Origin of the sequence: Corynebacterium sp. HMSC14H10, from assembly GCF_001807105.1 — a bacterium.
Classification (GTDB): Bacteria; Actinomycetota; Actinomycetes; order Mycobacteriales; family Mycobacteriaceae; genus Corynebacterium; species Corynebacterium jeikeium_D.
In genome coordinates this window covers 1-15,639 of record NZ_KV787440.1, presented here as the reverse complement: position 1 = coordinate 15,639, position 15,639 = coordinate 1, and the positions used below count along the sequence as shown (strand labels likewise).

The 15,639-nt window shown below is 59.7% G+C and carries 13 protein-coding genes; 7 read left to right on the top strand and 6 right to left on the bottom strand.

Annotation, left to right across the window (positions count from 1 at the left end; genetic code table 11):
• Positions 1-25: 25 nt before the first annotated feature.
• Positions 26-2,713 carry a DUF6541 family protein gene (locus HMPREF3135_RS07910; protein ID WP_070439067.1) on the bottom strand — a complete coding sequence of 896 codons (2,688 nt, stop codon included), beginning with the start codon at positions 2,711-2,713 and terminating at the stop codon, positions 26-28.
• Positions 2,714-2,903: 190 nt separating this feature from the next.
• Between HMPREF3135_RS07910 and HMPREF3135_RS07905 the strand changes: the two genes are divergently transcribed.
• The 3 genes from HMPREF3135_RS07905 to HMPREF3135_RS07895 all read left to right on the top strand — a co-directional run bounded on the left by HMPREF3135_RS07905 (position 2,904) and on the right by HMPREF3135_RS07895 (position 5,575).
• The gene (locus HMPREF3135_RS07905) at positions 2,904-3,335 is read left to right on the top strand and encodes a hypothetical protein (protein ID WP_016422144.1); all 432 of its coding nucleotides are present in this window, start codon (positions 2,904-2,906) and stop codon (positions 3,333-3,335) included.
• 96 nt (positions 3,336-3,431) lie between these two features.
• Positions 3,432-4,487 (top strand): tryptophan--tRNA ligase, encoded by a 1,056-nt coding sequence (gene trpS / locus HMPREF3135_RS07900; protein ID WP_049171954.1) that lies wholly within the window; start codon positions 3,432-3,434, stop codon positions 4,485-4,487.
• A 62-nt stretch (positions 4,488-4,549) separates the two neighbouring features.
• Positions 4,550-5,575: a YhjD/YihY/BrkB family envelope integrity protein gene (locus tag HMPREF3135_RS07895; protein ID WP_049193273.1), complete on the top strand. Its 1,026-nt coding sequence runs from the start codon at positions 4,550-4,552 to the stop codon at positions 5,573-5,575.
• Here HMPREF3135_RS07895 and HMPREF3135_RS07890 read toward each other — a convergent pair whose 3' ends face one another.
• The gene (locus HMPREF3135_RS07890; RefSeq protein WP_210384709.1) at positions 5,576-6,826 is read right to left on the bottom strand and encodes a D-alanyl-D-alanine carboxypeptidase family protein; all 1,251 of its coding nucleotides are present in this window, start codon (positions 6,824-6,826) and stop codon (positions 5,576-5,578) included.
• Between the two features lie 156 nt (positions 6,827-6,982).
• On the opposite strand from HMPREF3135_RS07890, the gene HMPREF3135_RS07885 reads away from it, so the two are divergent.
• Positions 6,983-8,212: an adenosine deaminase gene (locus HMPREF3135_RS07885; RefSeq protein WP_016422148.1), complete on the top strand. Its 1,230-nt coding sequence runs from the start codon at positions 6,983-6,985 to the stop codon at positions 8,210-8,212.
• 29 nt (positions 8,213-8,241) lie between these two features.
• On the opposite strand, the gene HMPREF3135_RS07880 is transcribed toward HMPREF3135_RS07885, so the two are convergent.
• The 3 genes from HMPREF3135_RS07880 to HMPREF3135_RS07870 form a co-directional block, all read right to left on the bottom strand.
• Positions 8,242-9,483, bottom strand: a complete 1,242-nt coding sequence (locus HMPREF3135_RS07880; RefSeq protein ID WP_016422149.1) for a hypothetical protein — start codon at positions 9,481-9,483, stop codon at positions 8,242-8,244.
• Positions 9,484-9,615: 132 nt separating this feature from the next.
• The gene (locus HMPREF3135_RS07875; protein WP_224783752.1) at positions 9,616-10,530 is read right to left on the bottom strand and encodes a C40 family peptidase; all 915 of its coding nucleotides are present in this window, start codon (positions 10,528-10,530) and stop codon (positions 9,616-9,618) included.
• Positions 10,531-10,658: 128 nt separating this feature from the next.
• Positions 10,659-10,979, bottom strand: a complete 321-nt coding sequence (locus HMPREF3135_RS07870; RefSeq protein WP_070439064.1) for a hypothetical protein — start codon at positions 10,977-10,979, stop codon at positions 10,659-10,661.
• Between the two features lie 345 nt (positions 10,980-11,324).
• Between HMPREF3135_RS07870 and upp the strand changes: the two genes are divergently transcribed.
• On the top strand, positions 11,325-11,960 hold the full coding sequence (gene upp, locus HMPREF3135_RS07865) for a uracil phosphoribosyltransferase (RefSeq protein WP_049171962.1): 636 nt from the start codon (positions 11,325-11,327) through the stop codon (positions 11,958-11,960).
• A gap of 9 nt (positions 11,961-11,969) precedes the next feature.
• On the opposite strand, the gene HMPREF3135_RS11320 is transcribed toward upp, so the two are convergent.
• Positions 11,970-12,653 carry a hypothetical protein gene (locus HMPREF3135_RS11320; protein WP_141739587.1) on the bottom strand — a complete coding sequence of 228 codons (684 nt, stop codon included), beginning with the start codon at positions 12,651-12,653 and terminating at the stop codon, positions 11,970-11,972.
• A gap of 196 nt (positions 12,654-12,849) precedes the next feature.
• Between HMPREF3135_RS11320 and HMPREF3135_RS07850 the strand changes: the two genes are divergently transcribed.
• Positions 12,850-14,076: a M20 family metallopeptidase gene (locus HMPREF3135_RS07850; protein ID WP_070439059.1), complete on the top strand. Its 1,227-nt coding sequence runs from the start codon at positions 12,850-12,852 to the stop codon at positions 14,074-14,076.
• Between the two features lie 75 nt (positions 14,077-14,151).
• Complete coding sequence (locus HMPREF3135_RS07845) at positions 14,152-15,561, top strand: NAD(P)H-quinone dehydrogenase (protein ID WP_038627803.1); 1,410 nt, start codon at positions 14,152-14,154, stop codon at positions 15,559-15,561.
• Positions 15,562-15,639: the final 78 nt, after the last annotated feature.

Below are 15,639 nucleotides of genomic sequence, written 5' to 3'. Positions count from 1 at the left end.
CGGCATACGCCTAACCCCGAGTGGACTAGTGTGCTCCGACGTCAGCGAACTCTGGGATTATCTCAGGCTCGGGAGCAGTTACGAGATGCCGGTTCTGCCGCAACATCGAGGCGATGCCGTCAACGATGGCGTCGGCCCATTTGTCCTGCATAGCGGGGTCGGCCAAATCGCGGGTGAGTTTTTCAGCGCCCACCGCTCCCAGCGATAGCGCAATTGTCGGCGCATGTGGCCGCGAACTCTGGTTCACCGCCACTGCCGGCGCCAGGCCGGTGCGAAACTCGGTTGGCACCCCGTTTGTGCTGTAACTGCTGTGCGGATTGAAACCTCGGTACACCATTCCGTCGCGCACACCCGCCGCCAACTGCCAATCGGCAGGAGCATCGTCCTCAGGTTCGAGAGACTTCACCACAGCGGATACCGAAAAGCCACGATCGCCGATGTTATCCCCAGAAAGAGTCTGGCCCTCTGATGAGCGACCGACGATTACGGTGGCTGCGCTCGCCGTGTCGTCGGCAAGCGAATGCGCGCCAACGATTGCGCCGCGCTGACGGAGCTTGTCGCTGGCGCGTTGCACGATGCTGTCGATGTGAGCGGAAGTATCCCCACTCAAACGCAGCGCGCGAGGCAGGTCGGCGTTGATAGCCTCGATGGCCTCGCGGCGAGAGTCGACGGTGATGCGCGCGCCGGCGAGCGGATCGACAGCCTCGTCAGGGGAGGGGACGATTGGCTGGCGCGGAGGCATCCACAGCGGATTGGGGCGCGCCGGGCGGTGTGGGGAACTGTTGACAACAGCGTGCAACTCTTCAGGTGAAAACATCTTGTTGACCGCGAAAATCATCACCGAACTGTCGTGATACACAGGCGTGAGCCCCGGCGCGTGCCATGCCCAGGAACGCATCGACAGCGCCTCCGTGCCATCCGTGTTCACACCCGGCGGGGAACTAATGATGTAGTGCACTCCCAATTTCTTCGCCATGGCATCGAACTCTGGATGTGAGCCCAGCAGGTCAACGTTTATCGGCAGCTTGTTGCTCGCCTCGGCAGTTTTGTCGGAGAAGGAGAAATGGCGGAACAGGGTCGGCAGTCCGGCGATGGCATACATCCACGCAGAACCGTCACGACGGTCATTGAGAATATGCCCCTCAAACGCATGCGGCTGTGCGGACAGCCAATCAATAGCTTCCATGTCCGCAGCGGTCACAAACGTGCTTCCGAAACTCTGGCGAATTGCCTCGCGCTGAGCAGGCCCACTCGCCCAGGTCGCAGGCACAATCGCCAGTGCCGCTACGAGCCCCATCGCCAGCGCAGGATTCCACGACTTGGTCGGCTGATCTCGCTTTGCGACGATCCACTGCGCCGCAGCCACAATCCCGACAACGGCAGCCGCGACTGCGTAGCCGACCAGCACTGCGCGCAGAATTCCCATAACCGCCTGCATGCGGTACGGCATGTCGTAGAAGAAAGTGCCAATAAACTTCAGATAGGTGCCGAACGGCTCAGACCAACGGGACTGCGCACTATCGGACACCACAAAGAGCAGCCCGAAAACCAGTGCCGGCCACGGAGCCCATGGGCTGTCTGGCAGGCGAGAGACAAGCGCCACCACCAGGCCGATGAGCACAAGAACCAGAACAGTCCGGGAAAAGATGGGCTCGTCAGCATAGCGGGAAAACCCAATCAGAGTTCGCCACAGTGATTCGGAGCGGGAAATCTCAATTTGGCCGGTAAAGCCCGCAACGGATTCGCCTTGCCCCCTCGCGGACAAAGCTGCCGGGAGAGTCATCACCAGGGCGAGCGCGCCGATAATTAGCGTGCGAACTAGGCCACTGACGCTCGGTTGGGTAATCAACCACAAGCCAACAAAGAGCACGGCAGCAATTGCGCCGGCCGGGTGGGTGATAAACGTGCCGACCAGGGCAAGCGCAGCGGGGACAATATAGCCCCGCATGGTCAAAGCCGCAGCAATCGGCAAAGCGGCCACCGCGAGCAGATACGGCATGGAGGAGGTGCGCCAAAGGGCCACCCAAATCTCCGGAAGCATCAGCGTCGCGACGGCAGCTGCGGGACCGGCATAGGCCGCCCACTTAGGACCAACTGCGGTGCGGGCTAGCACCGCAGTTGCTGCGGGAACAAGCAGCGCCGGGGCCAAGAACGCAAACACGTTGGAATCGAGGAAGACCGAGCCGGGCAGCAGCCCCGCCATGGCATGCCAGCCGGTGGGGTAGAACATTTCGGCCCCGGTCTCCTGATTCATCAGGTCACCGGCCGCGGTGGGCGAGGCTATTGCATGCTCGTCAATGAACCGGAGGAAGTTGGTATGCCAGAGCATGTCCCAGGCTTCGCGGATAGCGCCGGGGCCGCCAGGGACGTCGTTAAGCACGAGCATGGCGCGCATCGAGCCGACTACCGTAACTCCGACGACAATCATCGCGGTGACAACGCCGGAATCGAAGCCGTCTTCGGGCGTTGCTCGGGGGACGAATCTGCGCACCAGATAGCCAATAGCACAGAACCATGCCCACATGCCGGCCACGAAGAGCCAGGTGTAATCCAGCCCGAGCGCGTGAGACAACCATGCGGAAAAACCGGTCACACCCAGCATTAATGGGCCGGCAGATGCCAACGCGAGCGTGGGACGTAGCCCACTGGCCCAACCGAGAACTGCGCCTGGGACCAGCAGGATGAAGACGGCAACCGCAATGGCAGCGAGCATGGGACTCCTGACGGATAAGAGAATTGAATTAGTCCAATAATACCTGTGGGTTAGTTCGGCACTTGGGACGCGAGCGCCTAAGATTTGAAGAAGGACTGATGGGACTTCAGCCGCTGTAAAACCCAAGCGCGAATCTGCGCGGGACTTGAAGCGAGCTCGGTGCGGACCAGGAAAGGAGAGGACATCCCCAGTGAAAAACGGCGAGAGCGATAACAAGCGGCACCAGATGGCCGATTTGGAAGCCATCGCACGGAGTCTGCAGAACGACCCTGGCACTGCTGTCAATGTCCCAGTGGTCGTGACTTCCGGTGTCATTGTTGCGTTTATCGTGCTGTCTTTTGCCTACGCGTGGCCACTGTGGATTTCCCTCGGACTCATTGTTCTGCTGGGAGCCGTGATGGTCGTGTCCTACACCCGTAGGCCACCCGTAGCCCCGCTCGAGTTGACCCAGGGGGAGCGTGAGCGTGTTCGCCGTGTTCTCTCTGAACACGGCATTCGCCCAGCGATCACGTTGGTGCGCGCACTGTACCCCGAGGAATCGCCAGCCGCTGCGGCGCGCACCGTCAAATTGCTATCCGATCGAATGCTTGTGGAGCAGGGGGACGAGGGGCGTCGGGGCTAGCTTTTGGCAGTCGGTTTCCTGCAAAAGCCCGTGGTGTTGTCGAAACGGGTACGTCGTCGACTCTCAACTGCGGGCCTCGCGCTAGACTTATTGGCTATGAGTGAAAGCAAGGGTCCTGAGGCAACTAATCCTGCACCGAGTGCTCGTAAGCAGCGCGTTCTGTCCGGCATTCAGCCGACCGCAGATTCCTACCACCTGGGCAACTACCTGGGTGCATTGAAGAACTGGATTAATCTGCAGGATGACTTCGACGCTTACTACTTCATTCCAGACCTGCACGCCATCACTGTCGAGCAGAATCCGAAGGAGCTGCGTCAGCGCACTATCGCAGGTGCCGCACAGCTGATTGCACTCGGTATTGATCCGGAGAAGTCGGTGCTCTTCGTGCAGTCGCATGTGCCCGAGCACGCGGAGCTCGGATGGGTGTTGACCTGCTTGACTGGCTTTGGTGAAGCCAGCCGTATGACGCAGTTCAAGGACAAGTCCTCTCGTCAGGGCGCGGAACATACCTCCGCTGGTTTGTTCGCGTACCCCATGCTGATGGCTGCCGACATCTTGCTCTACCGCCCGCAGCTGGTGCCGGTGGGGGAGGATCAGCGCCAGCACCTCGAACTGACGCGTAACCTGGCGCAGCGTTTCAACTCCCGCTACAAGAAGACCTTCGTGGTGCCGGATCCACACATCATGGAAGGCTCCGCGAAAATTTACGACTTGCAGGATCCGACCTCGAAGATGAGCAAGTCGGGTGCAAATCCGAAGGGCATTATTAACCTCTTGGACGACCCGAAGGTCTCCGCCAAGCGCATTCGCTCGGCCGTTACTGACAATGACGGAGAGATCCGCTTCGACCGTGAGAACAAGCCGGGCGTTTCCAACCTGCTGGTCATTCAGTCGGCGTTGACCGACAAGCCTGTCGACGAGCTCGTTGCCGGCTACGAAGGCGCTGGCTACGGCCAGCTGAAGGCCGATACCGCAGATGCGCTGGAGGCATTCACCACGCCACTGCGTGCACGCTATGAGGAGCTCATGGCTGATCGCGGTGAGCTGGAACGGATCCTAGCCGAAGGCGCAGACCGCGCCCGTGAAGTTGCCGCCAAGACACTTGCAGATGTGTACGAGCGCGTCGGGTTCCTGAAGGCCGCCAACCGGTAATTCAGCTGTAGACTCTGCGCTTCAGTCTCCGTACCGAAAGCTGGCACGTTAAGGTAGGGGACATGGCAACCTCTACTCAAAAAGATCCGAAGAGAACGGACCGCTATGGCATCGAGCGTGTACACGCCGATGAACCGAGCGCAATCGACCGCCTCCGCGAAAAGTGGGCGTGGTTCGATCACGTTATGCGGATGCAGGAGCGCTACTCCGAGCAGGGCGGTAACTTTTTTGCCGCCGCTGTCACGTACTTCTCCGTGCTGTCGATTTTCCCCCTAATCATGACGGCATTTGCCATCCTCGCGCTTGTGCTGCGTGGCAATGAGCAGCTGCTTGAGCAAATCCAGTCCGCTATCACCGACTCCATCGATGGGTCAATGGGCGACACCATCAACGCAATTATTGAAGGCGCGATCGATCAGGCCGGTGGCGTTTTCACCGTCGGTTTCATTGCCACCCTGTGGTCGGGTCTTAGTTGGATGAGCAACCTCTCCAACGCAGTGACACAGCTGTGGAAGCGCCCGCTGGGCGCTAGCAACTTCGTGATGGGAAAGGTTCGCGACCTGCTGCGTCTGCTGGGCATGCTGGTTATGATCCTGCTGACCTTCGCTGTCACCGCGGCCGGCTCTTCCGGACTGACACAGTCCCTGCTGGACAAGATTGGTCTGGCCCATGTCCCGGGAATCACAATAATCGCAGGATTGATTGCCATCGCCATTGGTCTCGTCGCCAACTGGCTGCTGTTCTTCTGGATGCTCGCTTTCCTGCCGCGCGGGGGCGCCCCGTTCCGCTCTGCGGCAAAGGGTGCGATTATCGGTGCGATTGGCCTTGAGGTTGTCAAGCAGCTCGGTAGCGTTTTCTTCTCCAACGCCCTGTCGAACCCGGCCGGTGCAGTTTTCGGTCCGGTCATCGGTCTGATGGTCGTTTTCTACCTCATCTGGCGCATCACTATGTACGCCACTGCCTGGACCGCGACGACCGAAGAAGCGCTTGCCGACGAGGAGCTGGATGCACCCGCTCCTGCTGTCATTAACGTCCGTGCGGAAGCGGCCAATCCGTCCGGATTGAACCGCCTGCTCGGTTCGAAATAACTAACCGCGATTGCGTCTGCCGAAGCGGTAGGTGACCATCGCAATCAATGCGATGACACCTACGATGGCAGCGCTGACAGTAATTTTCAGCCCGGTTCCTGTTGACTCGTCGTCCAGGATATCGGGCAATTTTTCTACCAACGTATCCTCAGTCGCTTCCGCTTCGAGGACACCGACAGAGCTGTCCTGCGGGGCCGCGAAGCCGGCGTCGAGAAGCGATGCCGCCTGCTCCCAGGGGCGCGGTGAATCCTCCACAGTGGCGTCGAGAACGATGACGCCGAGACGACGGCCGTCGCGCTCAGCCACCCCAGCGAAGGTGTGACGGGCATCGTCGGTAAAACCGGTTTTGCCTCCAAGCGCGCCGGGATAGTCCTGGGCAATCAGCTGATTGTCGTTGGCGATTTCGAAGTCATCAACCTCGAGAGCCTTGTCTCCGGGGATGGTGGCCAGGCGGGTGGCCGAGAGCTTGCGATAGGTCTCATTGTTGAATGCGTGCTGGAAGAACAGTGACATGTCGTATGCCGACGTCATCTGGCCCGGAGCATCGAGACCAGTCGGGTTGACCACTCGCGTATCCGTCGCCCCCAATTTCTTTGCCAGGGCGTTGACCTTTTCGGTGGTCTTATCCATGCCACCAAGTTCGCGGGCCAACGCGTGGCCGGCATCGTTGCCGGAGTTGAGCAACAGGCCAGTCAGGAGCGTTTCTACCGAGTAGTTCACGTCCTCGACGATGCCGACACGAGAGCCCTCCATGTTCGCGTCCTCGAATGTCGCTTTAACCGAGGTGTCGAGCTTCAAATCCTCGAGCGCCTCCATCGCCAGCAACACCTTAATAATCGATGCCGGACGGTAGCGGCCGTGCGGGTCCTTCGCCGCAAGGACATCGCCGGATTTCAAATCGAACACCGTCCATGCAGAGGCGGAGAGGTCTTTCGGAACGTCAAACCCCTCACCGCTGACAATGCCGCAGGCGGACATTTTGCTACCTCCAGTCGGTTTTTGGGGAACCGGAAGAGGAGGGGGAGATGTTTCGCCGGGAGCCGGAACCTCCGAGGAGTCCACTGGTGCTGGTGGGAGGGTCTTGTAGGGGCAGCCCTCCGTGTCACGGATGTCAGGTGCGGGGCCGACAATCGGAGTGTCGTCGGTAAGCGAGGTGCTCTGCGCCATGGCTGCAGGGGCGGTGCTCGGCAGAAGCAGAGCGCTGGTAGCTAGCAGCGTAACGGCAGATGAGAAGCGGCGAGAGGGAAACATGATGAAATAAGGGTAGTAAAACGTCACCCGAAATGACGTATTCGTCGTGTGTGGATGGGGGAAAACGGGGGAGCGGAAGCCTTTGTACAAAGCAGAATTACGATTCACCGGCAGTGAAGTAGAAGCGGAGGGCACAGTACCGATAGTCTGGCCATTATGACTAATTCTTTGCACAGTGATGCTCAGTCTCTGGACACACAGTCTTCGGCATCGAATCTCGATGAGATGCGCAAGGTTGTCGCCAGCCTGCCCAAGGTACTGCTTCACGATCACCTCGACGGCGGCCTGCGCCCGCAGACCGTTATCGACCTGGCCGCGGACTGCGGTTACACCGATCAGTTGCCCACCACCGACGTGGATGAACTGGAGAAGTGGTTCATTGACACCGGCAACTCTGGCTCGTTGCCGAGCTACCTGACCGCCTTCGCGCACACCTGCGCCGTCATGCAGACCGCTGAGTCGCTGACGCGCGTGGCGCGTGAGGCCGTCGAGGATCTGGCCGCCGACAACGTCGTCTACGCTGAGCTGCGCCTGGCTCCGGAAAACCATTTGGAAAAGGGCCTGGATATGCAGGCTGTCATCGACGCACTGGTCGAAGGCCTGGCGCAGGGTGAAGCCCATGCCGCCGCTGAGGGAAAGCACATCACCGCACGTCTGCTGGTCTGTGCGATGCGCCAGAATGACAATTCCAAGGAAGTCGCACAGCTGGTCATCGACAACTACGGGAAGAACTCCGACGGGTACGTTGTCGGTTTTGACATCGCTGGACCGGAAAACGGCTTCCCACCGGCTAACCATGCCGAAGCATTCACCATGCTGCGGGAAAACCTCATTCCGGTCACCATTCACGCAGGTGAAGACGCCGGTGTCGATTCGTTGCAGGATGCTGTCGTGCAAGGTGCTCGCCGCCTGGGTCACGGCGTACGCATCTACGAGGACTTCGGTGCTTCCCTCGAGGGCATCGAATGCCAGGAGGTTGCCTCCGCTATTCGTGACCGCCAGATTCCGCTGGAAATCTGCCCGACCTCCAACGTTCAGACTGGTGTTTGTGACAGTGTTGCGGATCACCCGTTCTCGCTTCTCGACGATATGAGTTTCGCCTGCACGGTCAACACGGATAACCGTCTGATTGGTGCGACTTCCATGACCCGGGAGTGCATGGAGTTGGTGGAGAACTTCGGTTACGGCTACAGCGAGCTGTTCGAACTGACCTCGAATGCGCTAAACAATGCATTCGTGGATCTGCCGACCCGCGAGCACATCATGGACACCATTATTTACCCCGCTTACCTGCAGCTTATCGACAACAGCGACGAGGACATCGAAACTGATGTCAACGGTGCGGGTTTCGGTGCCGAAGATGAGCTGAACCTGACGCTGGACTAGCCAGCGCCGGCCAGCTTTGCTGGGAGGAGCTAGATCTTGGTCGTGAACCGAGCGGCCAAGTCCTTCTCCAGCTGCCTCCAGCCCTCGGCCTCATCGTCGTAAGGCGGAACTGGCTCGGACATTTCTCCGGTGTCCAGCAGGAAGTTCAGCAGCCACTGCAGCTGCTGGTTGCCCGCCAGTACTTCGTTCACGGCATCATCTCCAGCCCAGTCAGCGGCGTCTGCGAGTAGCTCGTACGCGCGGGCGAGCTGGGCGGTGTCCACGGCGTTCGGGCCCTTTTCAATGTCCTCGGCCAGGCCGGTAAACGAGTACTCATTGTCCTCGTGCACCACGGCCTCCAGTTCACCTGCGTTGGCCGCGGTGATGATTTCATCCCACGTCGTCAGCGCCGACATGTCGTGATGCTTGTGCTCCAGCAGCCAACGCACCATCGTGCGGGGCTGTGAGAACGTGTGAATCTCACCGGCGCTGCCCAGGAATAGCGGGCGACGCCCCATGTAACAACGCAAGGTGTAGAGCGTGCGGCCAGCGATGGAGATCTTGATCGGGTCGATGCCAGCGTTGGCCCACACTGTCTGATCGTACGGATCGCCGGCGGTCTCCTCTGCGGACTTCTTTTCCTCTTCGCGCTTCTTCTCCGCCGCTTCACGACGCTCACGCTCCGCGGCCTCCGCCTCCTTTAATGCGGCTGCAGCAGCGGTTTCAGACTCTTCATCGATGCTCGGAGTATTTGCGCCGATGGCGTCGATAGCGTCAATGCAATTGTCCCAGTTGGTCAAGATGACATTACCGATAGCCGACCACTGAGCGGCGCCACTGCCCTGGAAGTGATCAGCACCATTTTGTGTGGCAGCCAGGACAGAGTGAGAGGCGAACATCTGGTTGATTGGAGTGAGATCCGCGATTGCACCAATCGAGCGAGTGATGGCAAGAATGCGATCTGCGCGCGAAACATGGTCGTAGTCGGCCCGGCCGGCCAGAATCTCTGGCAGCCCAATCAGGTCATAGCGGTGGCGTGGCGCCGCGATGGCAGCTCCCGGTAGCTGCTGGTTGAAGTTGCGCCAGCTGGGGTGCTGCGTGAAGTCGTGAGGAGCATCCGACTGTAGGAAAGCCAGGAGCTTTGCCGCCGATGAGAACAAATAGATGTCATCACCGCGGCCGAGCAGAGCCTGCCACTCGGAGCCACCCTCACGCCAGCTTGGAGCCCACAACGTGTAAAAGGTGCCCGAGGTCAGCTCGAGTTCGATAGGAACGATGCCTTTCCTGGCCATAGTTTTCGTCGCAGCCCTTCTGCTTGTCGGTGATTATTAAAACTCAAAAATTGTCATACCTGCAGCGCCCCCACGGGTGGCAAGTTTGCGTATTCCTATCTTAGAAGTTTTACGACGCAGATACCCCCCGCACTATCCGGTCGGACGGTAGAACCCCTTAAACGGCATGCCGATGTTGGTCGTACGCACGGGGTTTACCTGCACCGGATCGCCCGCTTCGACCATCTTTCCGTCACCGATAACCATGGCGACATGGCCGTCCCACACTGCAAGATCGCCAGGTAGCAGTTCATCCTGGCTCACCTGTCTGCCGACGGCCTGTGCTTCTGCCGTGCGGGGAATATCAACACCAGCTTGCCCGTAGGCCCAGTGCGTTAAGCCTGAACAATCGAGCGCCTGCCCCGGAGTATTTCCGCCCCAACCATAGGGCGTTCCGACGGCACTGAGTGCAGCCTTCACCGCAGCTTGGGCCTCTGGTGTGGGCGCGCCAGCTCCAGCATCCGCAGGTACCGGCGCGCTGCCCGAATCGGACGACGCCTCCGAACCATCTGCAGCGTCGGTAGCGCTAGCCGATCCTGGGGTGTTCGTAGACGTAGAAGCGAGGGCGGCTTGAGTGATACCTGGGGCCTCCAACTGTGCCGAGTGAGGTGGGGTAGGGGTGTCCACCGCGGTACTCGCTTGCTGTATCAGCGACTGCACCAGAGGTCGCAGTTCTTGCTCTAGTTTCATGAGCCGCGCAATGGCCTGGGAGATCGCGGAACTGGCCGCTGAGGCTAGGCTGGCGCCGGTCGCGGCGAGACCAGCGGGCCCCGCAGCCGTCGCAGTCAACGAGCCCATGGCGGAAGTGACAAAATCCATGGCAATCCGGGCCAAATCAGTGGCCGCTGACATTACTGCGGCCAGCCCCTTGGCAATGTCACTGTCAATGGTTCCGGCGCGAGTTTCCAAGTCGGCTGCCGCATTTGCAGCCCGTTTGAGACTTGTTCCCGCGGCCCCTGCTCCGGAACCAGCACCATCGCCCCAGTTGCGGTCAACGGAATCTGCCACTGAGCGCCAGGCGGTACTCGCGGCGGGTATTGCGGCCCCAGCAAGTCCTGCCAGTGCGGGTGCGATGGCAGGACTTAGCTGTTGTGCAATCGCGGTGGGGACCTCCGTAAGTAGATTGGTGGGAAGCATCACGCACCGCCCATTCCGCGAGTTGCAACGGCTCCCATTTTCGGTGAGATGGACTGCAGCGCATATGCGCCGGCATCTTCAGCAGTGGACACCGCAGAGACAAGAGCGTTCAGTGCACGAGCAGCGCTGGTGCCGTACTCATTCAGCTCAGCTACATGCTCGTGTTGGCGCTGTAGAGCAGTGGCTACAGCGTGACAGAAGGGCCCAGCAAACGGGACGTCGCCAAGCGAGAGCAGTGCGCTGATGCCCAAGTCAGCGCCGCTGACCTGCTGCGACAACGCGTCAAGGCGAGTGGCATCGGCAGAAATAAGCTCTGGCACCAGCGTAAAGACTGAGTCATTCCCGCTAGTGGCCGGAGAGAGAAACGATTGGCTGTGGGAACTGTGTGGTGATGGACGGGACAATGTTGACGGCCTCTCTAGGAAATTCGCGTGTAGTTAAACACTCAGTGCTGTGGCAGAACGGCTAGCGGGGTTCGGACGGCGGCTGAGTGGCAAGTGGTTTGGTAGTAGGCGGGCTTGCGCAAATAGGGCGCAGTAAAAAGCCCTCGTATTGTTAGGCGCGAAAAAGGCCGATTCGGTTCCATCTTTTTGGGGAACGCGTTTTCAGAAACTTGCGATGCCGGCACCAGAGCAGCAAAAGCAAAGCAATGTATTTTGGAAGGCATGGAGATTACCGTTGTCAACCATCCCTTGGCACAGTCACGTTTGACCATTCTGCGCGACGCGCGCACTGATAACGCGGGCTTCCGTGCGGCACTCGCCGATCTGGGCGCAATGCTGATTTACGAGGCAAGCCGGGAGCTGCCCGTCGATAACTTCGATGTTCAGACCCCAATCACTACCGCGCCGGGTTACCGTCTGCAGGATCCGCCGATTATTGTTCCCGTCATTCGTGCGGGGCTTGGCATGATCGATCCGTCGCTGTCGATGATTCCGGATGCGCAGGTGGGCTTTATTGGCTTGGCTCGTAATGAGGAAACCCATGAGCCGGTGCCGTACCTCGAGGCGCTGCCGGAGGATCTGTCCGGTCGCACTGTCTTCCTGGTCGACCCAATGCTGGCAACCGGCGGTTCACTGCTGCATGCCCTGAAGCTGTTGGCGGATCGCGGAGCGGACAACATCACGGCCGTGTGCATCATTTCTGCACAGCAGGGTGTCGACGCCTTGAAGGAATCCGGTTTCCCGGTGCGTCTTGTCACCACTGTGGTGGACCCGGATCTTAACGAGGATGCCTACATTGTGCCGGGGTTGGGAGATGCGGGCGACCGTCTCTACGGTCCCCGCAACATTGATCTTTAAATTGATCTCTTAGGCAGTTCCCCAGGCTTCTGCGGCGTACTTCTTGACGACCTCGTTGTCCTTGGTCACAAGAACCCCGTCGGGGGACATCTGGTACTTGTACGAGCCGTTTTGTGCAACAACGCGGTCGCCCTCATCGACGATGATGTCCATCGATCCGGAGCCCTGTGGTGTATCGGAGCGGTAGTACTTTTCGCCGGAGCGCGTCTCACAAGCAGCAGCCTTAATTCCCTGTTCAGCGGCGATAACAGCAAAGGCGCGGTCACCGTTGTCGCAGCGTGCGGAGCTGCCCACGAAGCCCAGGCCGTCTAGGTCGGAGCGGCCAGTGCCGAAGTCCTGTCCCTCCGGAGCTGTTGTCGGCTCAGAGCTCGTCGTCGTGGATGACGAAGACGTGGTGCTCGGCGTCGACGACGAGGACGATGTCGAAGTGCTCGGCGTGCTTGACGACGTCTCGGAGGACTTCGACGTAGTTGTCGTCGTGGTGGTCGTCTTGCTCGTAGAAGTCGAACTCGTCGAGGACGGCGGTGTCGAACTGGTCGGCGTCGGCTGCGAGGAGGAGGGGACCTCCGGACGCTGGGGCTCATCACTATTGTTCAGCGACAGGCCGATGGCGATGCCGATGACGACCACGAGTGCGGTGGCCACGATGATGATGGGGATGCTGAGAGACTTAGGTGTGCCATTGCCGGACATGCCTATTATCATCGCAGACTTCCTCAAAATGTGAAACATCTGATAATTGAAGAGGCCAAAGTTAAAGAAGTGACTCCTGGTTATGCGTACGTCTGGCGCCGACATTCAAGCGCTTGCCGGCCACTGCTGTCGCTGGCGCAGTCGTCGGTAGGCCTCTTGTTACGGCCTGTCGGTGGAGCGCTTACACTGGAGAGTTGTGATTGAGGAGTTTATTAAGCACTGGTGGGCCGAGCACGCGAACGAGATTCTCGAGTGGCGGCGGCATCTTCATGCGCACCCAGAGCTATCTCACATGGAGCACGCCACCACGGCTTTTGTGGAGGAGAAGCTGCGTGCTGCAGGGCTGAAACCAGTGCTGTTTCCCAACACCGGCTTGATGGTCGACATTGGTGAAGATGAACTCGCCGGTAGCGAAGCCGGAGGTGAATTGCCGGGGCGTCTCGCTTTCCGCGGCGATATAGACGCGCTTCCAATTACAGAGACCACGGGGCTGGAGTTTGCCAGCACCAACGATGGTGTCATGCACGCCTGCGGGCATGATTTTCACACCACGATTACACTCGCGACGGCACTGGCTATGGCCGAGTACCACGAGAAGCACACGTTGCCGACGCCGCTGCGTTTCATTTTCCAGCCAGCAGAGGAAGTCATGGTTGGCGGTGCGCCCGAAGTTATTGCCGCCGGTGCGCTCGATGGCGTTGAGCGTATTTTTGCCGTCCACTGTGAGCCGAAGTTACGTGTCGGTCACGTTGGCGTTCGAACAGGTGCCATCACCTCTGCAGCCGACACCCTGGAGATTCAGGTGCATGGTCCGGGCGGGCATACCTCCCGTCCGCAGATGACGGCCGATGTTGTCTATGCGCTGGGTAAATTGATTGTAGATTTGCCGGGCTTGCTGTCGCGACGCGTCGATCCTCGTACGGGCACCGTGCTGACGTTCGGCTCCGTTCACTCCGGGTACGCGCACAACGCGATTCCGTCGGAAGGCAGCGTCAGTGGCACCCTGCGCACCGCGGACATCAAGACCTGGCGCGACATCGATCCACTGGTGCGTGAACTGATTGAACAGGTCCTTGCTCCGACCGGCGCTGATTGCACCATCAACTACGAGCGTGGCGTGCCGCCTGTGCTTAACGACGAATACTGCACCGCCCTGATTGCGGAAGCGGTGCGACGAGTGGACGAGAATGCTGTCATTCAGGCCCCACAGTCGTCCGGCGGCGAGGACTTCGGTTGGTACCTCGAGCACGTCCCGGGTGCGATGGCTCGTCTGGGCTGCTGGTCCGGTCGTGGAGACAAGCACGATTTGCACCGAGATGATCTAATCGTGGACGAGCGTTGCCTGGGCGTTGGTGTGAAACTCTTCGCTGGCATTGTCGCGCGCTATGAGGATGGCGCGCCGTCAACCATGACTGTCCGTTAGACTATTGGGGCAAAGCGGGGAAAATGCCTCCCGCGGTAGTTACATTGTGATATCCACGGCAACTTTGGAGGATTTGTGGCACAGAGGATCGTAATCATTGGCGGCGGCCCAGCCGGCTACGAAGCAGCGCTGGTTGGCGCCAAGTACGGTGCTGAAGTCACTGTGGTTGAGGATGCCGGGATGGGCGGTTCTTCCGTCCTGTGGGATTGCGTTCCCTCTAAGGCCTTCATCGCGGCGACGGGCGTTCGTACTGATATGCGCCGTGCGGACGAGATGGGTCTTCGCCCGGACTTCTCCCAGCGTAAAATCGACTTCACTGCGGTCAACGAGCGCGTTAAGCGCCTGGCGCAGCAGCAGTCTGACGATGTTCGCGCACAGATGGAGCGCGAGGGCATCAAGATGCTGCAGGGCCGCGGTCGTCTCGATGACCACGACCCGGGCCGTGTAACTCACTACGTCACCGTCGACTTGCTCGAGGGCGGCGAGGTCACTCTTGAAGCCGACCTGGTGCTGGTCTGCACCGGTGCGTCCCCACGTATTCTGCCGGGTGCGATTCCTGATGGTGACCGTATTTTGACCTGGCGTCAGGTTTACGAACTGGAGGAGCTGCCGGAGCACCTCATTGTGGTCGGTTCTGGTGTTACCGGTGCTGAGTTCGTATCCTCGTTTACCGAGTTGGGTGTGAAGGTCACCATGGTCGCTTCGCGTGACCGCATCCTGCCGCACGAGGATGCTGACGCTGCAGATGCCCTGGAGGAGGTCCTGCTGGAGCGCGGTGTGGACGTTGTGAAGAACGCCCGCTGTGATCTTGTCGAACGCACTGAGGACGGCGGCGTTCGCGTCGTCACTTCCGACGGCCGTGAGGTCTTCGGCTCCCACGCGTTGATGACCGTCGGATCGATTCCGAACACTGCGGATATGGGTCTGGACGCAAGTGGTGTGAAAATGACCCCGTCTGGCCACATTCACGTTGACCGTGTTTCCCGCACCAACGTGCCGGGTATCTACGCTGCCGGTGACTGCACCGACTTGTTCCCGCTGGCTTCCGTTGCAGCTATGCAGGGTCGTATTGCGATGTACCACGCCCTCGGTGAAGGTGTTTCGCCAATTCGCCTGCGCACCGTTTCCTCGGCAGTGTTCACCCGCCCGGAGATTGCGACTGTTGGTGTCTCCCAGGCTCAGATTGAGTCCGGTGAGGTCTCCGCTCGTGTTGAGGTTTTCCCGCTGGCAGGTAACCCGCGTGCGAAGATGCGCTCGCTGCGCCACGGCTTCGTCAAGCTGTTCTGCCGTAAGAATTCCGGCATGATTATCGGTGGTGTGGTGGTCGCTCCGACCGCCTCGGAGCTGATTCTGCCAATTGCTGTGTGTGTCTCCAACCAGCTCACCGTCGATGACCTGGCAAGCTCCTTCTCTGTCTACCCGTCGCTGTCTGGCTCGATTACTGAGGCTGCTCGTCAGCTGATGGCACACGACGATCTGGACTAATGCTGGTATCGCGACTGGCAACATGACCGGCCGCACTCGTAATTAAAACAGGGTTAAGTGACAAAAAGTGTGTCCGCT

Excerpts from the sequence above, each read along its gene's own strand:
- HMPREF3135_RS07910 (WP_070439067.1), bottom strand. The coding sequence starts at position 2,713 with ATGCTCGCTGCCATTGCGGTTGCCGTCTTCATCCTGCTGGTCCCAGGC.
- trpS (WP_049171954.1), top strand. The coding sequence starts at position 3,432 with ATGAGTGAAAGCAAGGGTCCTGAGGCAACTAATCCTGCACCGAGTGCT.
- HMPREF3135_RS07895 (WP_049193273.1), top strand. The coding sequence starts at position 4,550 with ATGGCAACCTCTACTCAAAAAGATCCGAAGAGAACGGACCGCTATGGC.
- HMPREF3135_RS07890 (WP_210384709.1), bottom strand. The coding sequence starts at position 6,826 with ATGTTTCCCTCTCGCCGCTTCTCATCTGCCGTTACGCTGCTAGCTACC.
- HMPREF3135_RS07885 (WP_016422148.1), top strand. The coding sequence starts at position 6,983 with ATGACTAATTCTTTGCACAGTGATGCTCAGTCTCTGGACACACAGTCT.
- HMPREF3135_RS07880 (WP_016422149.1), bottom strand. The coding sequence starts at position 9,483 with ATGGCCAGGAAAGGCATCGTTCCTATCGAACTCGAGCTGACCTCGGGC.
- upp (WP_049171962.1), top strand. The coding sequence starts at position 11,325 with ATGGAGATTACCGTTGTCAACCATCCCTTGGCACAGTCACGTTTGACC.
- HMPREF3135_RS11320 (WP_141739587.1), bottom strand. The coding sequence starts at position 12,653 with ATGTCCGGCAATGGCACACCTAAGTCTCTCAGCATCCCCATCATCATC.